This window comes from Streptomyces sp. PU-14G, assembly GCF_041028275.1.
Taxonomy (GTDB): Bacteria; Actinomycetota; Actinomycetes; order Streptomycetales; family Streptomycetaceae; genus Streptomyces.
Window position 1 is genome coordinate 25,431 of the sequence record NZ_JASKYT010000017.1, and the last position, 16,655, is coordinate 42,085.

The window sequence follows — 16,655 nt, forward strand, 5'->3', positions numbered from 1 at the left end:
CGGTGGGGCCGTGAGCCGGTGATGAGCCGTTGATGAAGGCGCCTTCATCAACGGGGCGTCAGCGGGGGCGTCAGCGGTGCGTCATCGGGGTGGCATCGGGGCACCTTCGGCAACGGGGCGCGGGCCGCCGCGGTCTCAGGGCAGCCGGTAGCCCATCCCGCGTACGGTCTCCACCCGTTCGGCGCCCAGTTTCCTGCGCAGCGCCCGTACGTACACGTCCACGACGTTCGAACCCGGGTCGAAGTCGTAGCCCCACACGTGGGAGAGGATCTGTTCGCGTGAGAGCACCTGCCCCGGGTGCCTCAGGAACAGTTCGAGCAGCACGAACTCGCGTGCCGTCAGGTCCACCGTCTTCTCGCCTGCCCGGGCCCTGCGGGTGCGCAGGTCCAGCGAGAGCCCACCGCTGCGCAGCACCGTGATCTCCGGGACGTGTGCCGCGGTGCGCAGCCGCAGCCGTACCCGGGCCAGCAGCTCCTCGAAGCGGAAGGGTTTGGTCATCCAGTCGTCGGCCCCGCCCTCCAGGCCGGCCACCGTGTCCCGCACCGAGTCCCGCGCGGTCAGGACGATCACCGGCACGGTCAGCCGGGCCTCGCGCAGTTCCCGCAGGACCGTGAAGCCGTCCTTGTCCGGCAGCCCGATGTCGAGGATGACCAGGTCGAAACCGCCGGTGCGGGCGTAGTCGCAGGCGGTCTGCCCGTCGGCGGCGACGGTGGTGGCGAAGCCGCCGGCGCGCAGCCCCTTCTGCACGAACGCGGCGATCCTCTCCTCGTCCTCGACGATCAGTACGCGCGTCACGTGTTCCTCCCCGCTTCCCCGTCCTGGCGCTGCGGCGCGGCCTCCGGCCGCCGTTCAGGTCGCGGCACCCCGACCGCCTCCGCCTCCGTCKCCCCCTCGRCCCCCGGTTCCGCCTCCGCCGCAGATCCCGCCTCCACCCCCGGTTCCGCTTCCGCTTCCGCCTCCGCCGCAGGTTCCGCTTCCGCTTCCGTCTCCGGTGGGGTGCCGTCGGGGAGGACGAGGACGAAGGTCGCGCCGCCGTCCGGTGTGCCGCGCAGCTCCACGCTGCCGCCGTCGTGTCCCTCGGCGATGGCCTTGACGATCGCCAGCCCCAGTCCGGCGCCGCTGCCGCGCGCGCCGCGCCGCGCCGTGCCTCTGCGGAAGCGTTCGAAGATCAGCTCGGCGTCGTCGTCGCCGACCCCGGGCCCGCTGTCGGCGACGTACAGCTCGACCACCCGTCTGCCGTCCGGACCGGTGCGGCGCAGCGAGCCGATCCGTACGAGGGCGCCCGGCACCGTGTGCTGGACGGCGTTCTGGGCGAGCTGCACCATCGCCTGGGTGATCCGCTGCGGGTCGAGCCGCACGGTGCCCTCGGCGTTGCGGGCGAGCCGCCAGTCGCGGTCGCCCAGTGTCCGCGCCTTGACGAAGACGTCGGCCGTCAGTTCGGCCAGCTCGCAGGGTTCCGGCGTGACGAAGTCGGGGCGTTCGGTCTTGGCGAGGAGCAGCAGGTCCTCCACGATGCGGCCCATCCGGTCCAGTTCGTCGGTGACGACGCGTACGGTCTCCTCCCGTTCCTCGGGCCCGTCGCCCATCAGCTCCAGGTGGCCGCGGACGATGGTGATGGGGGTGCGCAGCTCGTGCCCGGCGTCGTCCACGAACTGGCGCTGCGCCGCGAAGGCCCGCTCCAGCCGGTCCAGCATGGCGTTGAACGTCTCGGCGAGCGCCGCGATGTCGTCCCGTCCCCGCACCGGGATGCGCCGGGTCAGGTCCTGTTCGGTCAGCTGGGCCGCGGTCGTCCGCACCAGCCGTACGGGAGCCAGGATGCGCCCCGCGACGGCCCAGCCGATGCCGCAGGTCAGCAGCAGAGCGACACCGGATATCGCGAGCAGGACGCGGAAGACGTCGTGCGGTCCGGCCAGTTGGCGGTCGGCGTGGACGGCGGCGACGAAGGTGCCGGAGGGGGAGCCGCCGCCCGGCTCGATGGTCACCCGCGCCCAGCGCACCTCGCCCTGCGGCCTGTGCAGGGTGCCGCTGCGCCGGCCGCCGGAGGTGATACGGCGCAGCGACTCCTTGTCCTCGTACAGCGGCAGCGCGGAGGGGATGTCGCGGCTCTGGCGTATCACCCGGCCCCGTACCACGCCCAGCAGTTCCTCGTCGGGGTCGGAGTACTGACGCTCCAGGAAGACCTTCAGCAGCCGTCGGGAGTCGGCGAAGGGACGGCCGGTCTCGGGGTCGGCTCCGCGCCTGACGAAGTTGGCGAACTCGCCGGTCTCCTGCTCCAGCAGCCGCGTGATCCGGTGCTCCACCTCGCGCATCAGGATGGAGCGGGTGGTGGTCGCGACGGTGCCGAGCGCCACCGCCATCACCGCGAGCAGCCACAGCAGGATGCGGACGCGCGCCGATATCCAGGGCCTGGCGGGCGCGGGCACCGCCTCGGCCGTCCCGCCCGCCTCATCCCTCGCCCCCGGGCCCGTCGTCCCCGTCCCGGTCCCGGTCCCGGCTGCCGTTGCCGTCGTCGTCATCGTCCTCGCCGCGGTCGTCGCCGCCCCTCTCGTCGGTGGCGGGGGGCCTGGGCACTGTCTCCTGCCCGGATGGCGGGGCGGTGACCCCCTTCGACGGGTTCCCGCCGGGCGAGCCGCTCGGGGAAGCCGGCGCAGAGCCGTCGGCGGGAGCCGTCCTGCCCGGGGACGGGCCCGTGCGGGCCGGCGAGGGACTCTCGCCGTCCAGTTCGACCTTCGCGGGCGGCCGGGGCGGGTCCGGGCTGTCGGTGAGCGCGTAACTGGTGACGGCGATGCCCAGCGGGATCGCCACCACGGCCGCGAGTGTCGCCATGCGGTGTGAGAAGGCCATACGGGCAGGCTGCGCGGTGCGCCGGGCGCGGATCGTGAAGGCCGGATGAGAAAACCTTCATGGGCGGCGTCCCGGGGCGGGGGCAGCCGCGGGGGTACCGGGCCCGGGCCGGCCTGGGCCCTGACCCGACCCGCCGCTTCAGGAGTCCAGGCCGATGGCGAAGGCCGTCTCCAGATCGTGCTGGGAGTAGGTGCGGAAGGCGATGTGGGTCTCGGTGGACTGCACGCCGGGGACCTTGCTGATGCGGCCGGGGATGATGTCGGCGAGGTCGTCGTGCTCGGCGACGCGGACCATGGCGATCAGGTCGTGGGCACCGGTCACGGAGTAGACCTCGCTGACGCCGTCGATGGCGGCGATCTGCTCGGCGATCTCGGGGATGCGCTCGGTGCTCGTCCGGATGAGGACGATCGATGTGATCACGGCTTGGTCTCTCCCTCACACGCCGGGGTTGGCCCGGTCACTGTAGCCCGGCGGTAGCTCAGCCATACGAGGAGGAAGCCCAGCGTGAATCCGACCACATGCACGAGGTAGGCGACGCCGGGACCGCCTCCGTCCTGCCGCGTGGCCAGCCACTGGAGGGTGAGCCAGAAGAGGAGCACCATCCAGGCGGGGAAGCGCAGGGGGAGGAAGAAGAGGAAGGGGAAGACGCTGGTGACCCTGGTGCGCGGGTACAGGTACAAGAAGGCGCCCAGCACGGCGGAGACCGCCCCGGAGGCGCCGACCAGCGACTGGCCCGAGGCCGGGTGCGCCGCCGCGTAGCACAGCATGGCCACGTAGCCGGTGCTCAGGTAGAGGAGGGCGAAGCGCACCGGGCCCATGCGCTGTTCGACCGAGTTGCCGAAGACGAACAAGAACAGCAGGTTCCCGAGCAGGTGCAGCCAGTTCCCGTGCAGGAACAGCGCGGTCAGGGGCGTCAGCAGCGGGCGCGTGGCGCCGCTCAGCAGCGCGCGGGGCACCACGCCCCACCGGTCGAAGTAGCCGGACTGCGCCTGCGCGAGCGCCCGCCCCGTACCGTAGGTCGGCACGAGCCCGGAGGCCGGTCCGATCAGGAAGAGCAGGCCGCAGCAACAGATGAGGGCGTACGTCACGAGGGGGCGCGGCCCTGCGCCGCGGCCCCGGGGCGCGGCGGCGGCGCGGTCGATGCCGTCGGTGCCGTCCATGGCGGGATCATGACGGCTCGCTCCCCGGGCATGCTCCTCGACACACGCACGGGCACGCGGACGGCCCCAGGCCGTAGGGTTGACAGCACGTGACGCCCGACCGTATGTCCGTGACGTGTCCACGAGTAAGGCCACGGAAGGCGGAAAGAGCGCACACCGACCGATCCGGCCTCAAGCAACTCCGGCCTCAAGCGACTCCGACCTCAAGAAACGAGGACTCACGACGATGGCGGTCCCCACGCCCACGGACGAGACCCGCTGGCGCTGCACCCTGTGCGGCAACCTGACCCGGTTCGATGTGACCCGGTCCAGCAAGGTGGTGGAGTACGTCCATCTGGACCTGGCCGGAGCGCCGAAGGTGGAGGAGCGCGAGGTGCTCAGTGAGACCATCGAGTCCGTGCGCTGCCGATGGTGCAACGCCGTGGACCAGATCGAACTGGTGGACCGGCCCAGCGCTCAGGTGTAGGGCTCGGACAGGACAGGGCTCGAAGAGTCAGGGCTTGAGACGGCAGGTGTGACCGGTGGAGGAACGGACGGGCGGCGAGCCTCGGCAGCCGAAGGAGGCTGCCGACGCGCCCCCGGGGCCGACGACCGGTCCGGACACGGGCCCGGAGCCGCAGGGCCGTCCCGGCGAGGGCGACCCGGACTCCGAGGGCCTGGAGCGGCCCCTGCCGGAAAAGGTGCGCCGGCGCGTCGTCGCGTTCACCGGCGACGCGCTCGGCGGACTGACCGTCGCGCAACTGCCGCCTCCGCTGCGGCAGTACGCGCGCTTCACCCCGCAGCGCCGCGTCAAGTTCGGCGGCAACGCCATGGCGGCGGCGCTGGAGGCGGACGCCGTCTTCCGGCAGCGGATCGCCTCCCGGCTGCGCGAGCAGCTGCCCGAGCTGGCGGGCGCGCTGGACGAGGGCGCCCCGCCCCCGGCCGCCGACCCGGTCGACGTGGCAGCCGTCGGCTACGTCCTGCGGCCCGCCGGATGGGCCAAGCTCGTCGCCGCGGCGGGCGAGGAGGCCCAGCGGGCGCAGGCGGAGCGGGCCGGCGAGGAGGCGCAGCGCGAGCTGGCCCGGCTGCGCGAGGAGCTCTCCCAGGCCAGGAGCGCGGCCCGTGAGGAGGCGGAGCGCGGCCGGCGCGACGCGGAGGCGCTGCGCAAGGAACTCGACGGCGCCCAGCGCAGGCTCCGCAGCGCCCAGGCGGACGTGCGCCGCGGTGAGGCCGCGCTGCGCAAGCTGCAGGCCGAGCTGGAGGCGGCGCGGTCGGCTGCGAGCGTGGACAAGGCGGCCTCGGACAGCGAGGTGCGGCGCCTGAAGTCCCGGCTGGCGGAGAGCGAGTCGGCGCTGGAGGCGCAGCGCCGTGCGGCGCGCGAGGGCCGCAGCGTCGAGGACATGCGCGTGCGGCTGCTGCTGGACACGGTGCTGGACGCGGCCCAGGGGCTGCGCCGGGAGTTGGCGCTGCCGCCGTCCCAGTCGCGTCCCGCCGACACCGTCGAGGCGGTGGAACCGGGCCGGATGTCGCCCAAGGACGTCGCGGCCAGGGCGCTGTCGGCGACGGATCCGGCGCTGCTCGACCAGTTGCTGGCGCTGCCCCAGGCGCATCTGGTGGTGGACGGCTACAACGTCACCAAGACCGGCTATCCCGCGCTGCCGCTGGAGAAGCAGCGGCTGCGGCTGCTGGGTGGCCTGGCCGGGCTGGCGGCCCAGTCGAACGCGGAGGTCACCTGCGTGTTCGACGGCGCGGAGCTCGCGGCGCCGGTGCTGCTGGCACCGCCGCGCGGGGTCCGGGTGCTCTTCTCCAAGCCGGGCCAGACGGCGGACGAGCTGATCCGCCGTCTGGTGCGGGCCGAGCCGCCGGGGCGCCCTGTCGTGGTGGTCTCCAGCGACCGCGAGGTGGCGGACGGCTGTGCGGCCGCCGGTGCCCGGCCCGTCGCGGCGACTCTCCTCCTCAAGCGGCTCGCGCGGACGTAGCGCGCCGCGCGCCGACGTTCGCGCGCGGGGTTTCTCGCCGACGTTCGGGCGCGGGGTCTCGCGCCGACGTCCACGCGCGAGGCTTCGCGCCGACGACTCACGCGCGAGGCTTCGCGCCGACGTTCGGGCGCGGCGGTGTCCCGCGGGGCGTGCCGCCGCCTCACGTGTGCGAAGCGTGAGGCTGCGCTCGCCCTGAGTGGGATCTGGGTAAAGAATGCGGTCGCGAGTCATCTTTTTTCTGGAGGGATTTGATCCGATCACTACGCGTGGCTAATCTCTGGCCTCGAACCTCCGCTCGGGTGATCACCTATCCGGGGTGACGGTGGAGGACCGCCTAGTTCCGTCGAGTTGAGACTGCCGCCCCTTGCGGGTGGCGCGGTCCGGCGACGCGGAGCCGGAACTGACCGACCGGCAGGCGGCTGAGAGGAAGAAGGAGCTCGCCCCAGTGGCGTCCCACCGTCGTCCCAAGCAGCCGAACCGCGCTCGCGTCAGTGTCCTCACCATGACCGCCGCCGCGGCCGTCGCCCTCACCTCCCAGGCGGCACACGCCGACCCGCAGACCTCCAAGAAGAGCGTCAAGGAGAAGGTCGACAAGCTCTACGAGGACGCCGAGGCCGCCACCGAGAAGTACAACGGCGCCAAGGAGAAGCAGTCCAAGCTCTCCACGGAGGTCGAGAACCTCCAGGACAGCGTCGCGCGCGGCCAGGGCGACCTCAACAAGATGCGCGACCAGCTCGGTTCGGTCGCCACCGCGCAGTACCGCACGGGCGGCATCGACCCGTCGCTGCAGCTCTTCCTCTCGTCCGACCCGGACAACTACCTGGACAAGGCCTCGGCCATGGACCAGTTGAGCACCAAGCAGACGACCGCGCTCAAGAAGATCCAGGCCAAGCAGCGGAGCCTCGCGCAGCAGCGCAAGGAGGCCTCGGGGAAGCTCAAGGACCTCTCCAGCACCCGCACGGCGCTCGGCAAGAAGAAGAAGGAGATCCAGGGCAAGCTCTCGGAGGCCCAGACGCTCCTCAACTCGCTGACCGCCAAGGAGAAGGCGAAGCTCGCCGCGAAGCAGAAGCGCGCGGACCGCGCCTCCAGCGACCGTGCCGACCTGGGCGACGTCAAGCCGGGCTCGGGCCGCGCGGCTGCCGCGCTGGCCGCGGCCAAGACGAAGATAGGCAGCCCCTACGTGTGGGGCGCCACCGGGCCGAGCTCGTTCGACTGCTCGGGGCTGACGTCCTGGGCGTACAAGCAGGCGGGTGTCTCGCTGCCGCGGACCTCCCAGGCGCAGGCGGGCGCCGGCACCCGGATCGCCAGCCAGAGCGCGCTCAAGCCGGGTGACCTGGTTCTCTTCTACGGCGACCTGCACCACATCGGTCTCTACGCCGGCAACGGGCAGGTGCTGCACGCGCCGAAGCCGGGTGCCTCGGTGCGCTTCGAGGCGATGGGCAACATGCCGTTCCAGTACGGCGTCCGGGTGGGCTGAGCCGCTGCCCGGCGCGGGTGACGCGCCCGGGGGCGGCCGTGACCGCCCCCGGCGATCAACAGCCAGTGTGATGACCGCTAAACGTCCTTCGTCCGGGTGAAAGCCTCCGGCTGCGGATGACCCGGGGACCCGCCCGGTGACCTGCGTGATCGCCGAACGCCGCACCGCGCGGCAGCACTTACCCGCGGTGAGCGGTCCTTTGCCCACCGTGAGGGCACGGCTACATTCTGCGGGCGCACGTCGCCTAGCGGAAGGAACGCGTCCTCCAGTGGCATCCCACCGGTCCCCTCGACGTACCTCGCTGCCCGCGCAGGGCTGGACCGCGCGGGTCACCGTGCTGTCGGCCGCTGCCGCGGGTGCGGCAGCCACGCTCACCCCCGCGCCCGCGGGCGCCGACCCCGGCGGTGACAAACCGTCCGCCAAGAGCGTCAACGCCCGTATCGACGGCCTCTACGAGCAGGCCGAGGTCGCCACCGAGAAGTACAACGGGGTGGCCGAGCGCGCCGGCAAGCTGAGGGAGCAGGTCTCGCACGCACAGGACGCCGTCGCACGCGGCCAGTCGGAGGTCAACCGGCTGCGCGACGCGCTCGGCGGCCTGGCGGGCGCCCAGTACCGCTCAGGGGGCATCGACCCGGCGCTGACGCTGATGCTCACCTCCGACCCCGAGGGCTATCTGGACAAGGCCGCCACCCTCGACCGCATCGGCAGCCGCCAGATGCTCAAGCTGCGCCAACTGCAGACCGCCCAGCGGGAGCTCGAACAGCAGCGCACCGAGGCCGCCGGCAAGGTCGAACAGCTCGACGGGCTGCAGGACGCGCTCAGCCGGCAGAAGAAGAGCGTGCGCAAGAAGCTCTCCGCCGCCAAGCGGCTCCTGGGCCGGCTGACCGCCGAGGAGCGCGCCGAGCGCGAGCGCGCCTCCAGGGACGGGCGCGGCGCCGCCGGCGGACCGAAGGCGGGCCAGGGCGGGGCCAAGGCCTCCTCGGGCCGGGCCGCCGCCGCGGCAGCCGCCGCCAGGTCCGCCGTCGGCCGCCCGTACGCGTGGGGTGCGGCCGGGCCCGGCGCGTTCGACTGCTCGGGGCTGACGCAGTGGGCGTACGCGCAGGCGGGCACCTCGATCCCGCGCACGTCGCAGGCGCAGCGCTCGGCGGGCCGCCAGGTCCCGCTCGGCGAGGCCCGCCCCGGTGACCTGGTCGTCTACCGGGACGACGCCAGCCATGTGGCGATGTACATGGGCAACGGCCAGGTCGTGCACGCTCCCCACCCGGGCGCCCCGGTGCGCTACGACCCGGTGGGCATGATGCCGATCTCGTCCGTCACCCGGCCCTGACCGGCCCTGACCAGCCCTGACCGGGCGCCGGGGACCGCGGGCCGCTTTCCTGCCGCCCGCCCGTACTCTCGATGGGGTGAACAGGCCACAGGGTGCCCCCGGCGGGCGCGCAGCCCGCCGGGCGCTCGTGCCCGTCCTGCTGTGCGTGCTGGCTGCCTGCGCTCCGGCCGCCGGCGACGCGGGGGGCGAGGACGGGGACACCCGCCCCTTCCAGGCCGTCCTCGAGGCGCAGGCCGCCGCCGTGCGCGACGGCGACAAGGCCGCCTACCTGGCCGCGCTCGACCCGCACGCCGACCGCTACCGGGCCGCGCAGCAGCGGGTCTACGCCAACCTGCGCGAACTCCCGCTGGCGGAGTGGGGCTACCGGGTCGCGGACGTCAGGCGCGACGGCGACGAGGCCACCGTCGAGGCCCGGCTGCGCCACCGCCTGTCCGGGTACGACCGGGTCGCCACCACCGACACCGAGCGGCTGCGCTTCGTGCGGCGTGACGGGCACTGGCGCCTGGCGGGGGAGGCGCCCGGCAGCGCCACCCAGCTGTGGGAGCAGGGCGCGGTGACCGTCGTGCGCGGCGAGCACTCCCTCGTGCTGGGCGTGGGCCGCGCGCGGTCGCGGCTGCGTGCCCTCGCCGACGCCGCCGACCGTGCCGTACCCGCCGTCGCCGGGACGTGGCCGCACGGGTGGAGCCGCCGGACGGTGCTCCAGGTGCCGTCCTCCACCGCGGCGATGGGCCGCCTGCTGGAGTCCCCCGCCTCCTCCTACGACGGGATCGCGGCCGTCACCACGGGTGAGGCCCAGGACGGGGCCCGGGAGGAGAACGCGCCCGCCGACCGCATCGTCGTCAACCCGCGGGCGTTCGCCGAGCTCAGCGAGCAGGGCAGGCAGGTGGTCCTCACGCACGAGACCACCCATGTGGCCACCCGGCGGCAGACCACCGGCGCGACGCCGATGTGGCTCTCCGAGGGCATCGCCGACTGGTCGGGCTACCGCACCTCGAAGCTCACGCCCCGACGGGCGGCGCCCGAACTCGCCCGTGCGGTGGCCGACCTGGACGCGGAGCGCGGTGACTCCTCACCGCTGCGGGCGCTGCCCACCGACGAGGACTTCCGCTTCGACAACGACCCCGCCCGCCTCGCCCGCGCCTACGAGGGCGGCTGGCTGGCCTGCCGCATGGTCGCCGAGGAGTGGGGCGCGGACGAACTCGTCGCGCTCTACGACCGGGCGGGCCGCGAGGGCGGCGGCGAACACGCCGGTCTGGACGCGGCACTGCGGTCCGTGCTGGGAGTGAGCCGGGCGCAGTTCACCGACCGGTGGCGGGCGTACGTGACGGCTCAGCTGCGCCAGGGTCCGGCTCAGGGCTGAGCGGCCGTGTCCCGCCGGGGCCGCGCATCCCCGGCACCCCGCCCTGGGCGCTGTCCGCGCCGTCCCGGTCCGCGCCGCCCGCGCCCCCGTCCCCGTCCCCGTCCTCGCCATCCTTCCCGTCCTGGCCGTCCTGGCCGTGCTGGCCGTCCTGGCCGCCGTCCCGGCCCTTCGCCGCCCCGGTCACCGTCGTACGCCACAGCCGTACGCAGGCGAGCACGGCGGCGGCCACCAGCAGTGCGTTGCGGACCGCCAGGACCAGCACGCCCACACCGTCGCCGGTGACCACGTCGGTGAACCAGACGGGGAACTCCAGCTGGGTCAGCCCCGTCGCCGCCAGCACCAGCCAGGCGGGCAGCGCCTGGCGGCCGGTGCGCAGGGTGAGGCAGACGGCGGCCAGCCCGACCAGCCAGATCAGATACTGCGGAGACAGCACCCGGCTGGTGACGACGAAGACCAGCACGGCCGCCAGCGACGCCTGGGCCATGGTGTCCGGTGCCCAGGCCCGCGCCCGCAGCCGCCACAGCAGCAGCCAGCCGAAGCAGGCCCCGGTCACCACCATGGCCGCGTCGGTCACCAGCCACACCCCGGACCCGACGAACTCCATCGAGCCGTACCGCAGCAGCACCTGGCCGTCCCAGCCTGCGAAGTACCGGGCCGCGTGCAGCGCCAGCGAGCCGACCGACTCCACCTCGGTGCCACGGCCGCGCTGCCCGGTCAGGAAGTCCCAGGAGCCCGGCATCGTGGCCGCGAACCCGGCCGCCAGCACCAGCACGGTCGCCAGCGCGGCGAGCCAGACGGTGCGGGTGGGCCGGCCGCGCCGGGTGCCGAGCAGCAGCAGGACCGGCCACACCTTCACCATCGCGCCCAGCCCGGCCAGTACCCCGCACACGCGGGGGTGGCGGGCGGCGGCCAGCAGCGCGGCCACGGCGAGCGCGGTCACCATCAGGTCGTAGCGCGCGTACGCGGTCGGCCCCAGCAGCGGCACCCCGGCCACCCAGGCCCACACGCCGGCCCGGTACCGGGGCCCGGCCTGCCCGGCACGGGCGTCGCGCGGGCTGCGGTGCCGGGCGGCGTACAACAGCAGTACGAGTACCGCCGCGTCGGCGGCGCAGGCCAGGACGAAGAAGGCGGAGGCGTAGTCCAGCAGGTCCGCCAGCAGCCCGGGGGAGAGGATGACGAGCGCTGCGGCCGGCGGGTACTGCCAGGTCACGTCCTGCGAGGGAAACGATCCGGCACTCAGCTGCTCGAACCAGCCGTGGTAGATCACCGAGACGTCAGAGGTGATGTCCATGCCGCCGGGCACGGTGAGAACCTTGAACACGAAGGCCAGCAACACCGCCCGGGTGGCCATCCAGACCGCCGAAGGCGCCACCACGCCACGCCGCTGCGTCCTCGGCGTCCTCGGCGATCTCGTCCCGCCGCGCATCCTGCCCATTCCCTCGCTGTGCACGCCCGTGCCCGCGCCCGCAGCCCGCGCGCCCGTGCGCGGTACTGTCGGCGGCGATGCACAAGACCCTGATCGTCACCAACGACTTCCCGCCCCGTCCGGGCGGCATCCAGGCCTTCCTGCACAGCATGGCGCTGCGCCTCGACCCGTCCCACGTCGTGGTGTACGCCTCGACCTGGAAGCGGAGCCGGGAAGGTGTGGAGGCCACCGCGGCGTTCGACGCGGAGCAGCCGTTCACGGTCGTCCGCGACCGCACGACGATGCTGCTGCCCACTCCGCGCGTCACCAAGCGTGCCGTCTCGCTGCTGCGGGAGCACGGATGCCGCTCCGTGTGGTTCGGCGCCGCCGCTCCCCTCGGCCTGATGGCGCCCGCGCTGCGCAGGGCCGGCGCTGAACGCATCGTGGCGACCACGCACGGGCACGAGGCCGGCTGGGCCCAGCTTCCGGCGGCACGCAGCCTGCTGCGGCGCATCGGTGAGGGCACCGACACCCTCACCTACCTGGGCGAGTACACCCGCAGCCGGATCGCGGCGGCCCTCACCCCCCGGGCGGTCGCCCGGATGGTGCAGCTGCCGCCCGGCGTCGACGAGAAGACCTTCCACCCCGACTCGGGCGGCGACGCGGTCCGCGCCCGGCTGGGGCTGACCGACCGGCCCGTCGTCGTGTGCGTCTCCCGGCTGGTACCGCGCAAGGGCCAGGACACGCTGATCGAGGCCATGCCGCGGGTGCTGGCCGCCGTGCCCGAGGCCGTGCTGCTCATCGTCGGAGGCGGCCCGCACCGTGCCGACCTGGAGAAGCTCGCCGCCTCCCACGGCCTGACCGACGCCGTACGCTTCACCGGGCCCGTGGCGTGGGAGGAGTTGCCCGCGCACTACGGGGCGGGTGACGTCTTCGCCATGCCGTGCCGCACCCGGCGCGGTGGACTCGACGTCGAGGGCCTCGGCATCGTCTACCTGGAGGCCTCGGCCACCGGACTCCCCGTGGTCGCCGGGGACTCGGGCGGAGCGCCCGACGCCGTGCTCGACGGCGAGACCGGCCGGGTGGTGCGCGGCGGCGCCCCCGAGGAGACCGCCGACCGCCTGATCGAGCTCCTGCGCGACCCGGACCTGCGCGCCCGCATGGGCGCCCGTGGCCGCCGGTGGGTGGAGGAGCGCTGGCGCTGGGATCTGCTGGCGGACAAGCTGCGCGCACTGCTGTGAGCCGGCGCTCGCGACGGGCACCACGGGATGAGCACGGCCAGCCCCAGGCCCGCCCGCCGCGCCGGGGAAGCCGCTGGGCGCGGAAGCGGCTTTCTACCCGGCGTAGATGGCCTCTATCTCGTCGGCGAAGTCCTTGGCCACCACGCCGCGTTTGAGCTTGAGGGAGGGGGTGACGTGGCCGGACTCCTCGGTGAACTGCTCGCGCAGCACGCGGAACCTGCGGACCGACTCGGCCTTGGAGACGGCGCTGTTGCCCTCGTCGACGGCGGTCTGCAACTCGGCGAGGAGAGCGGGGTCGGCGAGCAGCTCCTCGTGGTTGAGCTGCTGCTTGCCGTGCTCGGCCGCCCAGCGGGGCAGGAACTCCTCATCGACGGTCAGCAGCGCGCCGACGAAGGGGCGCCCGTCGCCGACGACCATGCACTCGGCGACCAGTGCGTGACCGCGGATGCGGTCCTCGATGACGGCGGGAGCGACGTTCTTGCCGCCCGCCGTCACCAGGATCTCCTTCTTGCGCCCGGTGATGGTCAGGTAGCCGTCGGCGTCGAGGGTGCCGAGGTCGCCGGTGTGGAACCAGTTGTCGGCCAGCGACTCCTCACTGGCCTGCGGGTTGTTCCAGTAGCCCGTGAACAGGTGCTCGCCGTGCAGCAGGACCTCGCCGTCGTCGGCGATCCGGACGACGGAGCCGGGCAGCGGCTGGCCCACGGTGCCGATCTTGGGCCGGTCGTAGGGGTTGAAGGCGGTCGCGGCGCAGGACTCGGTCAGTCCGTAGCCCTCCAGCACGGTGAAGCCGACACCGCGGAAGAAGTGGCCGAGCCGCTCGCCCAGCGGGGCGCCGCCGGAGATGGCGTGGGTGGCCCGGCCGCCGAGGACGGTGCGCAGCTTGCTGTAGACCAGCTTGTCGAAGACCTTGTGCTGGAGCTTGAGCGTGAGGGAGGGCCCCGCCGGGTCGTCCAGGGCGCGGCTGTAGGCGCCGGCGACCTCGGCGGCCTTGTCGAAGATCTTGCCCTTGCCTGAGGCGACGGCCTGGGCGCGGGCGGAGTTGAAGACCTTCTCGAACACGCGGGGCACGCCCAGCACCATCGTGGGCCGGAAGGCGCCGAGTTCGTCGGTGAGGGTCTTCAGGTCGGACACGTGGCCGAGTTTGATGGGCGCCATCACGGCGGCGACCTGCACCAGACGACCGAAGACGTGGGCGACGGGCAGGAACAGCAGCACCGAGCCCTCGCCCGGCTGGAACATCGGGCGCAGCCGTTCGACGACGTTGCCGCACTCGGCGAAGAAGCTGCGGTGGGTGAGCACACAGCCCTTGGGGCGGCCCGTGGTGCCGGAGGTGTAGACGAGGGTGGCCGGCGAGTCGGCGTCGGCGACGGAGCTGCGCTCCTCCACGGTCTCGTCGCTGACCTGGGCGCCGAGAGCGGCGAGTTGGCCGACGGCGGTCTCGGCCCCGGCGGCGGTCGGCTCGATCTGCCAGACCTCGCGCAGCGCGGGCAGCCGGTCGCGGACGGACTCGACGGCGGCCGTGTGCGCGTCGGTCTCCACGAGGCAGGCGACGGCGCCGGAGTCACCGAGGATCCAGGAGATCTGCTCGGGGGAGCTGGTCTCGTACACCGGGACGGTGACCCCGCCGGCGCTCCAGATGGCGAAGTCGAGCAGGGTCCACTCGTAGCGGGTGCGCGACATCAGGCCGACGCGGTCGCCCGGCTCGATGCCCGCGGCGATCAGCCCCTTGGCGGCCTCGTGGACCTCGGCCAGGAAGTCGGCGGCGCTCAGGTCCTCCCACCGGCCCTGGCGCTTGCGTCCGATGACGGGCAGGTCGGGGTGGCGAGCCGCGTTCCGGCGGATGAGATCCGTCAGGTTCCCCTCTGCGGGGACTTCGTAGAGGGCCGGAAGGCTGTACTCGCGCAAGACTGCTGCTCCTCGTCGGCGCGCCAAGAGGGGAGGGCCGCGGGGTCGGCCTCCGTTGGCTCGGCTCCCGGTCCGCGGGACGGTCCTGCGATTCCGGAAGAATGACGGCCCGGACGTTACCCATCGGTACGGGCATGGGGGTAGAGGGTGACGCGTAGATGTCTTGTGCGTCACAGGTGGAGTTGGCCGATATGCAGCCTAGTCGAGGCGTTCGGGGACACGGAAGCCGCGAGGGAAGAGAGCGGGAAGAGCGGGCGTACGGTGCTTTTCGGCCAGCTCCGGACCGGCTCGGGGCTGGCTCCGGACCGGACCCCGGCCGGCTTCCGGCCCGCGGGGGTGCGCGCCGGCGCCCCGGTCGCCCCCTCCCCGCCCCGCCGGGAGCGCTCTAGGGTGGGGCGCATGCGAGTCCACGTAGTCAGCGACGTACACGGCAACAGCGAGGACCTCGCGAAGGCGGGCGAGGGTGCGGACGCGCTGGTCTGCCTGGGAGACCTGATCCTCTTCCTCGACTACGCCGACCACTCGCGCGGCATCTTCCCCGACCTGTTCGGCGCCGAGAGCGCGGACCGCATCGTCGCCCTGCGCACCGCCCGCCGCTTCGACGAGGCCCGCGCGCTCTCCCGCGAGTTGTGGGACGGGCTGGACCGCGAGGCGACCATGGAGGCGGCGGTACGCAAGCAGTACGCCGAGCTGTTCGCGGCCTTCCCCACCCCCACGTACGCCACCTACGGCAACGTCGACGTGCCCCCGCTGTGGCCCGAGTACGCGCGAGCGGGCGTCCACGTCCTCGACGGGGAGACGGCCGTCATCGGCGGGTGGCGCTTCGGCTTCGTCGGCGGCGGGCTGCGCACCCCCATGAACACGCCCTACGAGATCGACGACGAGACCTACGCGGCGAAGGTCGCCGCGCTGGGCGAGGTCGACGTGCTGTGCACCCACATCCCGCCCGAGGTGCCCGACCTGTGCTACGACACCGTCGCGCGCCGCTTCGAACGCGGCAGCGCGCAGCTGCTGGAGGCCCTGCACACACTGCGCCCGCGCTACCACCTGTTCGGACACGTCCACCAGCCGCTGGTCCAGCGCATGCGCGTCGGCGCGACCGAGTGCGTCAACGTCGGCCACTTCAACGCGACCGGCACCCCGTGGGTGCTGGAGTGGTGACAGGCGCCGAGGCCCGGCGGTGAGGTGGGCCACGCCCCGCGCGGCGTCGGGGCCGCCGGGCGCGCGGTAGCCTTCCACCGCAGAGACTCCCCGCGCCACGACGGGCATACAGCGCGGTCTTTCCGCGCCACGGCGGGCATTTCGGACACGGGTACATCGGAGGGCCATGGCGATGGCGGAACACACCAGCTCGAGCATCACCGTCGACGCGGCACCCGGGGCCGTGATGGACGTGATCTCCGACTTCCCCCGCTACCCGGAGTGGACCGGCGAGGTGAAGGAGGCCGAGGTCCTCGGCCAGGACGAGCGGGGCCGCGCCGAACAGGTCCGCCTGCTGCTGGACGCCGGAGCCATCAAGGACGAGCACACCCTCGCCTACGAGTGGATCGGCGAGCGCGAGGTGCGCTGGTCCCTGGTCAAGTCCCAGATGCTCCGCTCCCTCGACGGCGTCTACCGCCTCGCCCCCCTCGCCGGCGGCGCGCAGACGGAGGTCACCTACCAGCTCACCGTCGACGTCAAGATCCCCATGCTCGGGATGATCAAGCGCAAGGCCGAGAAGGTCATCATCGACCGCGCACTCGACGGGCTGAAGAAGCGCGTCGAGTCCGGCGGCGCCCAGGCGTCCACCACGTCCACCACGGACAAGGACGGCAACTGAGCGGCCGGCGCCCGCAGACCCTCCTGGTCACCGGCGCGGGCGGAACGGGACGCACCACGGTCGCCGCCGCCACCGCCTGCGCGGCAGCCGCCCAGGGGCACCGCACCCTGCTGCTGAGCCCCGAGCCCGCCCGCGCCGGTGACCAGGAGGGTCTGCGGG

General features: G+C 73.4%; 16 protein-coding genes. 9 read left to right on the forward strand and 7 right to left on the reverse strand.

Features of this window, described 5'->3' with window-relative positions; all coding sequences use genetic code 11:
- Nucleotides 1–135 precede the first annotated feature (135 nt).
- The 5 genes from AB8Z75_RS03955 to AB8Z75_RS03975 all read right to left on the reverse strand — a co-directional run bounded on the left by AB8Z75_RS03955 (nt 136) and on the right by AB8Z75_RS03975 (nt 4,004).
- Nucleotides 136–795 carry a response regulator transcription factor gene (locus tag AB8Z75_RS03955; protein WP_369199933.1) on the reverse strand — a complete coding sequence of 220 codons (660 nt, stop codon included), beginning with the start codon at nt 793–795 and terminating at the stop codon, nt 136–138.
- Nucleotides 792–2,357, reverse strand: a complete 1,566-nt coding sequence (locus AB8Z75_RS03960; RefSeq protein ID WP_369199944.1) for a sensor histidine kinase — start codon at nt 2,355–2,357, stop codon at nt 792–794. Before AB8Z75_RS03960 ends, AB8Z75_RS03955 begins: the two co-directional genes overlap by 4 nt.
- 88 nt (nt 2,358–2,445) lie before the next feature.
- A complete protein-coding gene (locus tag AB8Z75_RS03965; protein WP_369199934.1) occupies nt 2,446–2,844 on the reverse strand; it encodes a hypothetical protein in 399 nt (132 codons plus the stop codon).
- A gap of 138 nt (nt 2,845–2,982) precedes the next feature.
- Complete coding sequence (locus tag AB8Z75_RS03970; RefSeq protein ID WP_114022769.1) at nt 2,983–3,264, reverse strand: Lrp/AsnC family transcriptional regulator; 282 nt, start codon at nt 3,262–3,264, stop codon at nt 2,983–2,985.
- Complete coding sequence (locus AB8Z75_RS03975; protein ID WP_369199935.1) at nt 3,261–4,004, reverse strand: rhomboid family intramembrane serine protease; 744 nt, start codon at nt 4,002–4,004, stop codon at nt 3,261–3,263. Before AB8Z75_RS03975 ends, AB8Z75_RS03970 begins: the two co-directional genes overlap by 4 nt.
- A gap of 226 nt (nt 4,005–4,230) precedes the next feature.
- On the opposite strand from AB8Z75_RS03975, the gene AB8Z75_RS03980 reads away from it, so the two are divergent.
- The 5 genes from AB8Z75_RS03980 to AB8Z75_RS04000 all read left to right on the forward strand — a co-directional run bounded on the left by AB8Z75_RS03980 (nt 4,231) and on the right by AB8Z75_RS04000 (nt 10,126).
- Nucleotides 4,231–4,470: a hypothetical protein gene (locus AB8Z75_RS03980; protein ID WP_114017220.1), complete on the forward strand. Its 240-nt coding sequence runs from the start codon at nt 4,231–4,233 to the stop codon at nt 4,468–4,470.
- Nucleotides 4,471–4,660: 190 nt separating this feature from the next.
- Nucleotides 4,661–5,962 (forward strand): NYN domain-containing protein, encoded by a 1,302-nt coding sequence (locus AB8Z75_RS03985; protein WP_369199945.1) that lies wholly within the window; start codon nt 4,661–4,663, stop codon nt 5,960–5,962.
- Nucleotides 5,963–6,407: 445 nt separating this feature from the next.
- Nucleotides 6,408–7,439, forward strand: a complete 1,032-nt coding sequence (locus AB8Z75_RS03990; protein WP_369199936.1) for an NlpC/P60 family protein — start codon at nt 6,408–6,410, stop codon at nt 7,437–7,439.
- 268 nt (nt 7,440–7,707) lie between these two features.
- Nucleotides 7,708–8,766, forward strand: coding sequence for an NlpC/P60 family protein (locus AB8Z75_RS03995; protein WP_369199937.1), 1,059 nt, complete (start codon nt 7,708–7,710; stop codon nt 8,764–8,766).
- 76 nt (nt 8,767–8,842) lie between these two features.
- Nucleotides 8,843–10,126, forward strand: a complete 1,284-nt coding sequence (locus AB8Z75_RS04000) for a hypothetical protein (RefSeq protein WP_369199938.1) — start codon at nt 8,843–8,845, stop codon at nt 10,124–10,126.
- On the opposite strand, the gene AB8Z75_RS04005 is transcribed toward AB8Z75_RS04000, so the two are convergent.
- Nucleotides 10,065–11,477 (reverse strand): glycosyltransferase 87 family protein, encoded by a 1,413-nt coding sequence (locus AB8Z75_RS04005; RefSeq protein ID WP_369199939.1) that lies wholly within the window; start codon nt 11,475–11,477, stop codon nt 10,065–10,067. The genes AB8Z75_RS04000 and AB8Z75_RS04005 overlap by 62 nt on opposite strands.
- A 152-nt stretch (nt 11,478–11,629) precedes the next feature.
- On the opposite strand from AB8Z75_RS04005, the gene AB8Z75_RS04010 reads away from it, so the two are divergent.
- On the forward strand, nt 11,630–12,772 hold the full coding sequence (locus tag AB8Z75_RS04010; RefSeq protein ID WP_369199940.1) for a glycosyltransferase family 4 protein: 1,143 nt from the start codon (nt 11,630–11,632) through the stop codon (nt 12,770–12,772).
- Between the two features lie 93 nt (nt 12,773–12,865).
- On the opposite strand, the gene AB8Z75_RS04015 is transcribed toward AB8Z75_RS04010, so the two are convergent.
- Entirely contained in the window at nt 12,866–14,677 is a 1,812-nt protein-coding gene (locus tag AB8Z75_RS04015; RefSeq protein WP_369199941.1) for a long-chain fatty acid--CoA ligase, read from the reverse strand.
- Between the two features lie 399 nt (nt 14,678–15,076).
- On the opposite strand from AB8Z75_RS04015, the gene AB8Z75_RS04020 reads away from it, so the two are divergent.
- From AB8Z75_RS04020 to AB8Z75_RS04030, 3 genes are all read left to right on the forward strand, one after another.
- On the forward strand, nt 15,077–15,838 hold the full coding sequence (locus AB8Z75_RS04020; protein WP_369199942.1) for a metallophosphoesterase: 762 nt from the start codon (nt 15,077–15,079) through the stop codon (nt 15,836–15,838).
- A 172-nt stretch (nt 15,839–16,010) separates the two neighbouring features.
- Nucleotides 16,011–16,496, forward strand: coding sequence for an SRPBCC family protein (locus tag AB8Z75_RS04025; protein WP_369199943.1), 486 nt, complete (start codon nt 16,011–16,013; stop codon nt 16,494–16,496).
- A gap of 23 nt (nt 16,497–16,519) precedes the next feature.
- The coding region (locus AB8Z75_RS04030) for an ArsA-related P-loop ATPase (protein WP_369199946.1) at nt 16,520–16,655 on the forward strand (136 nt) is incomplete at its 3' end.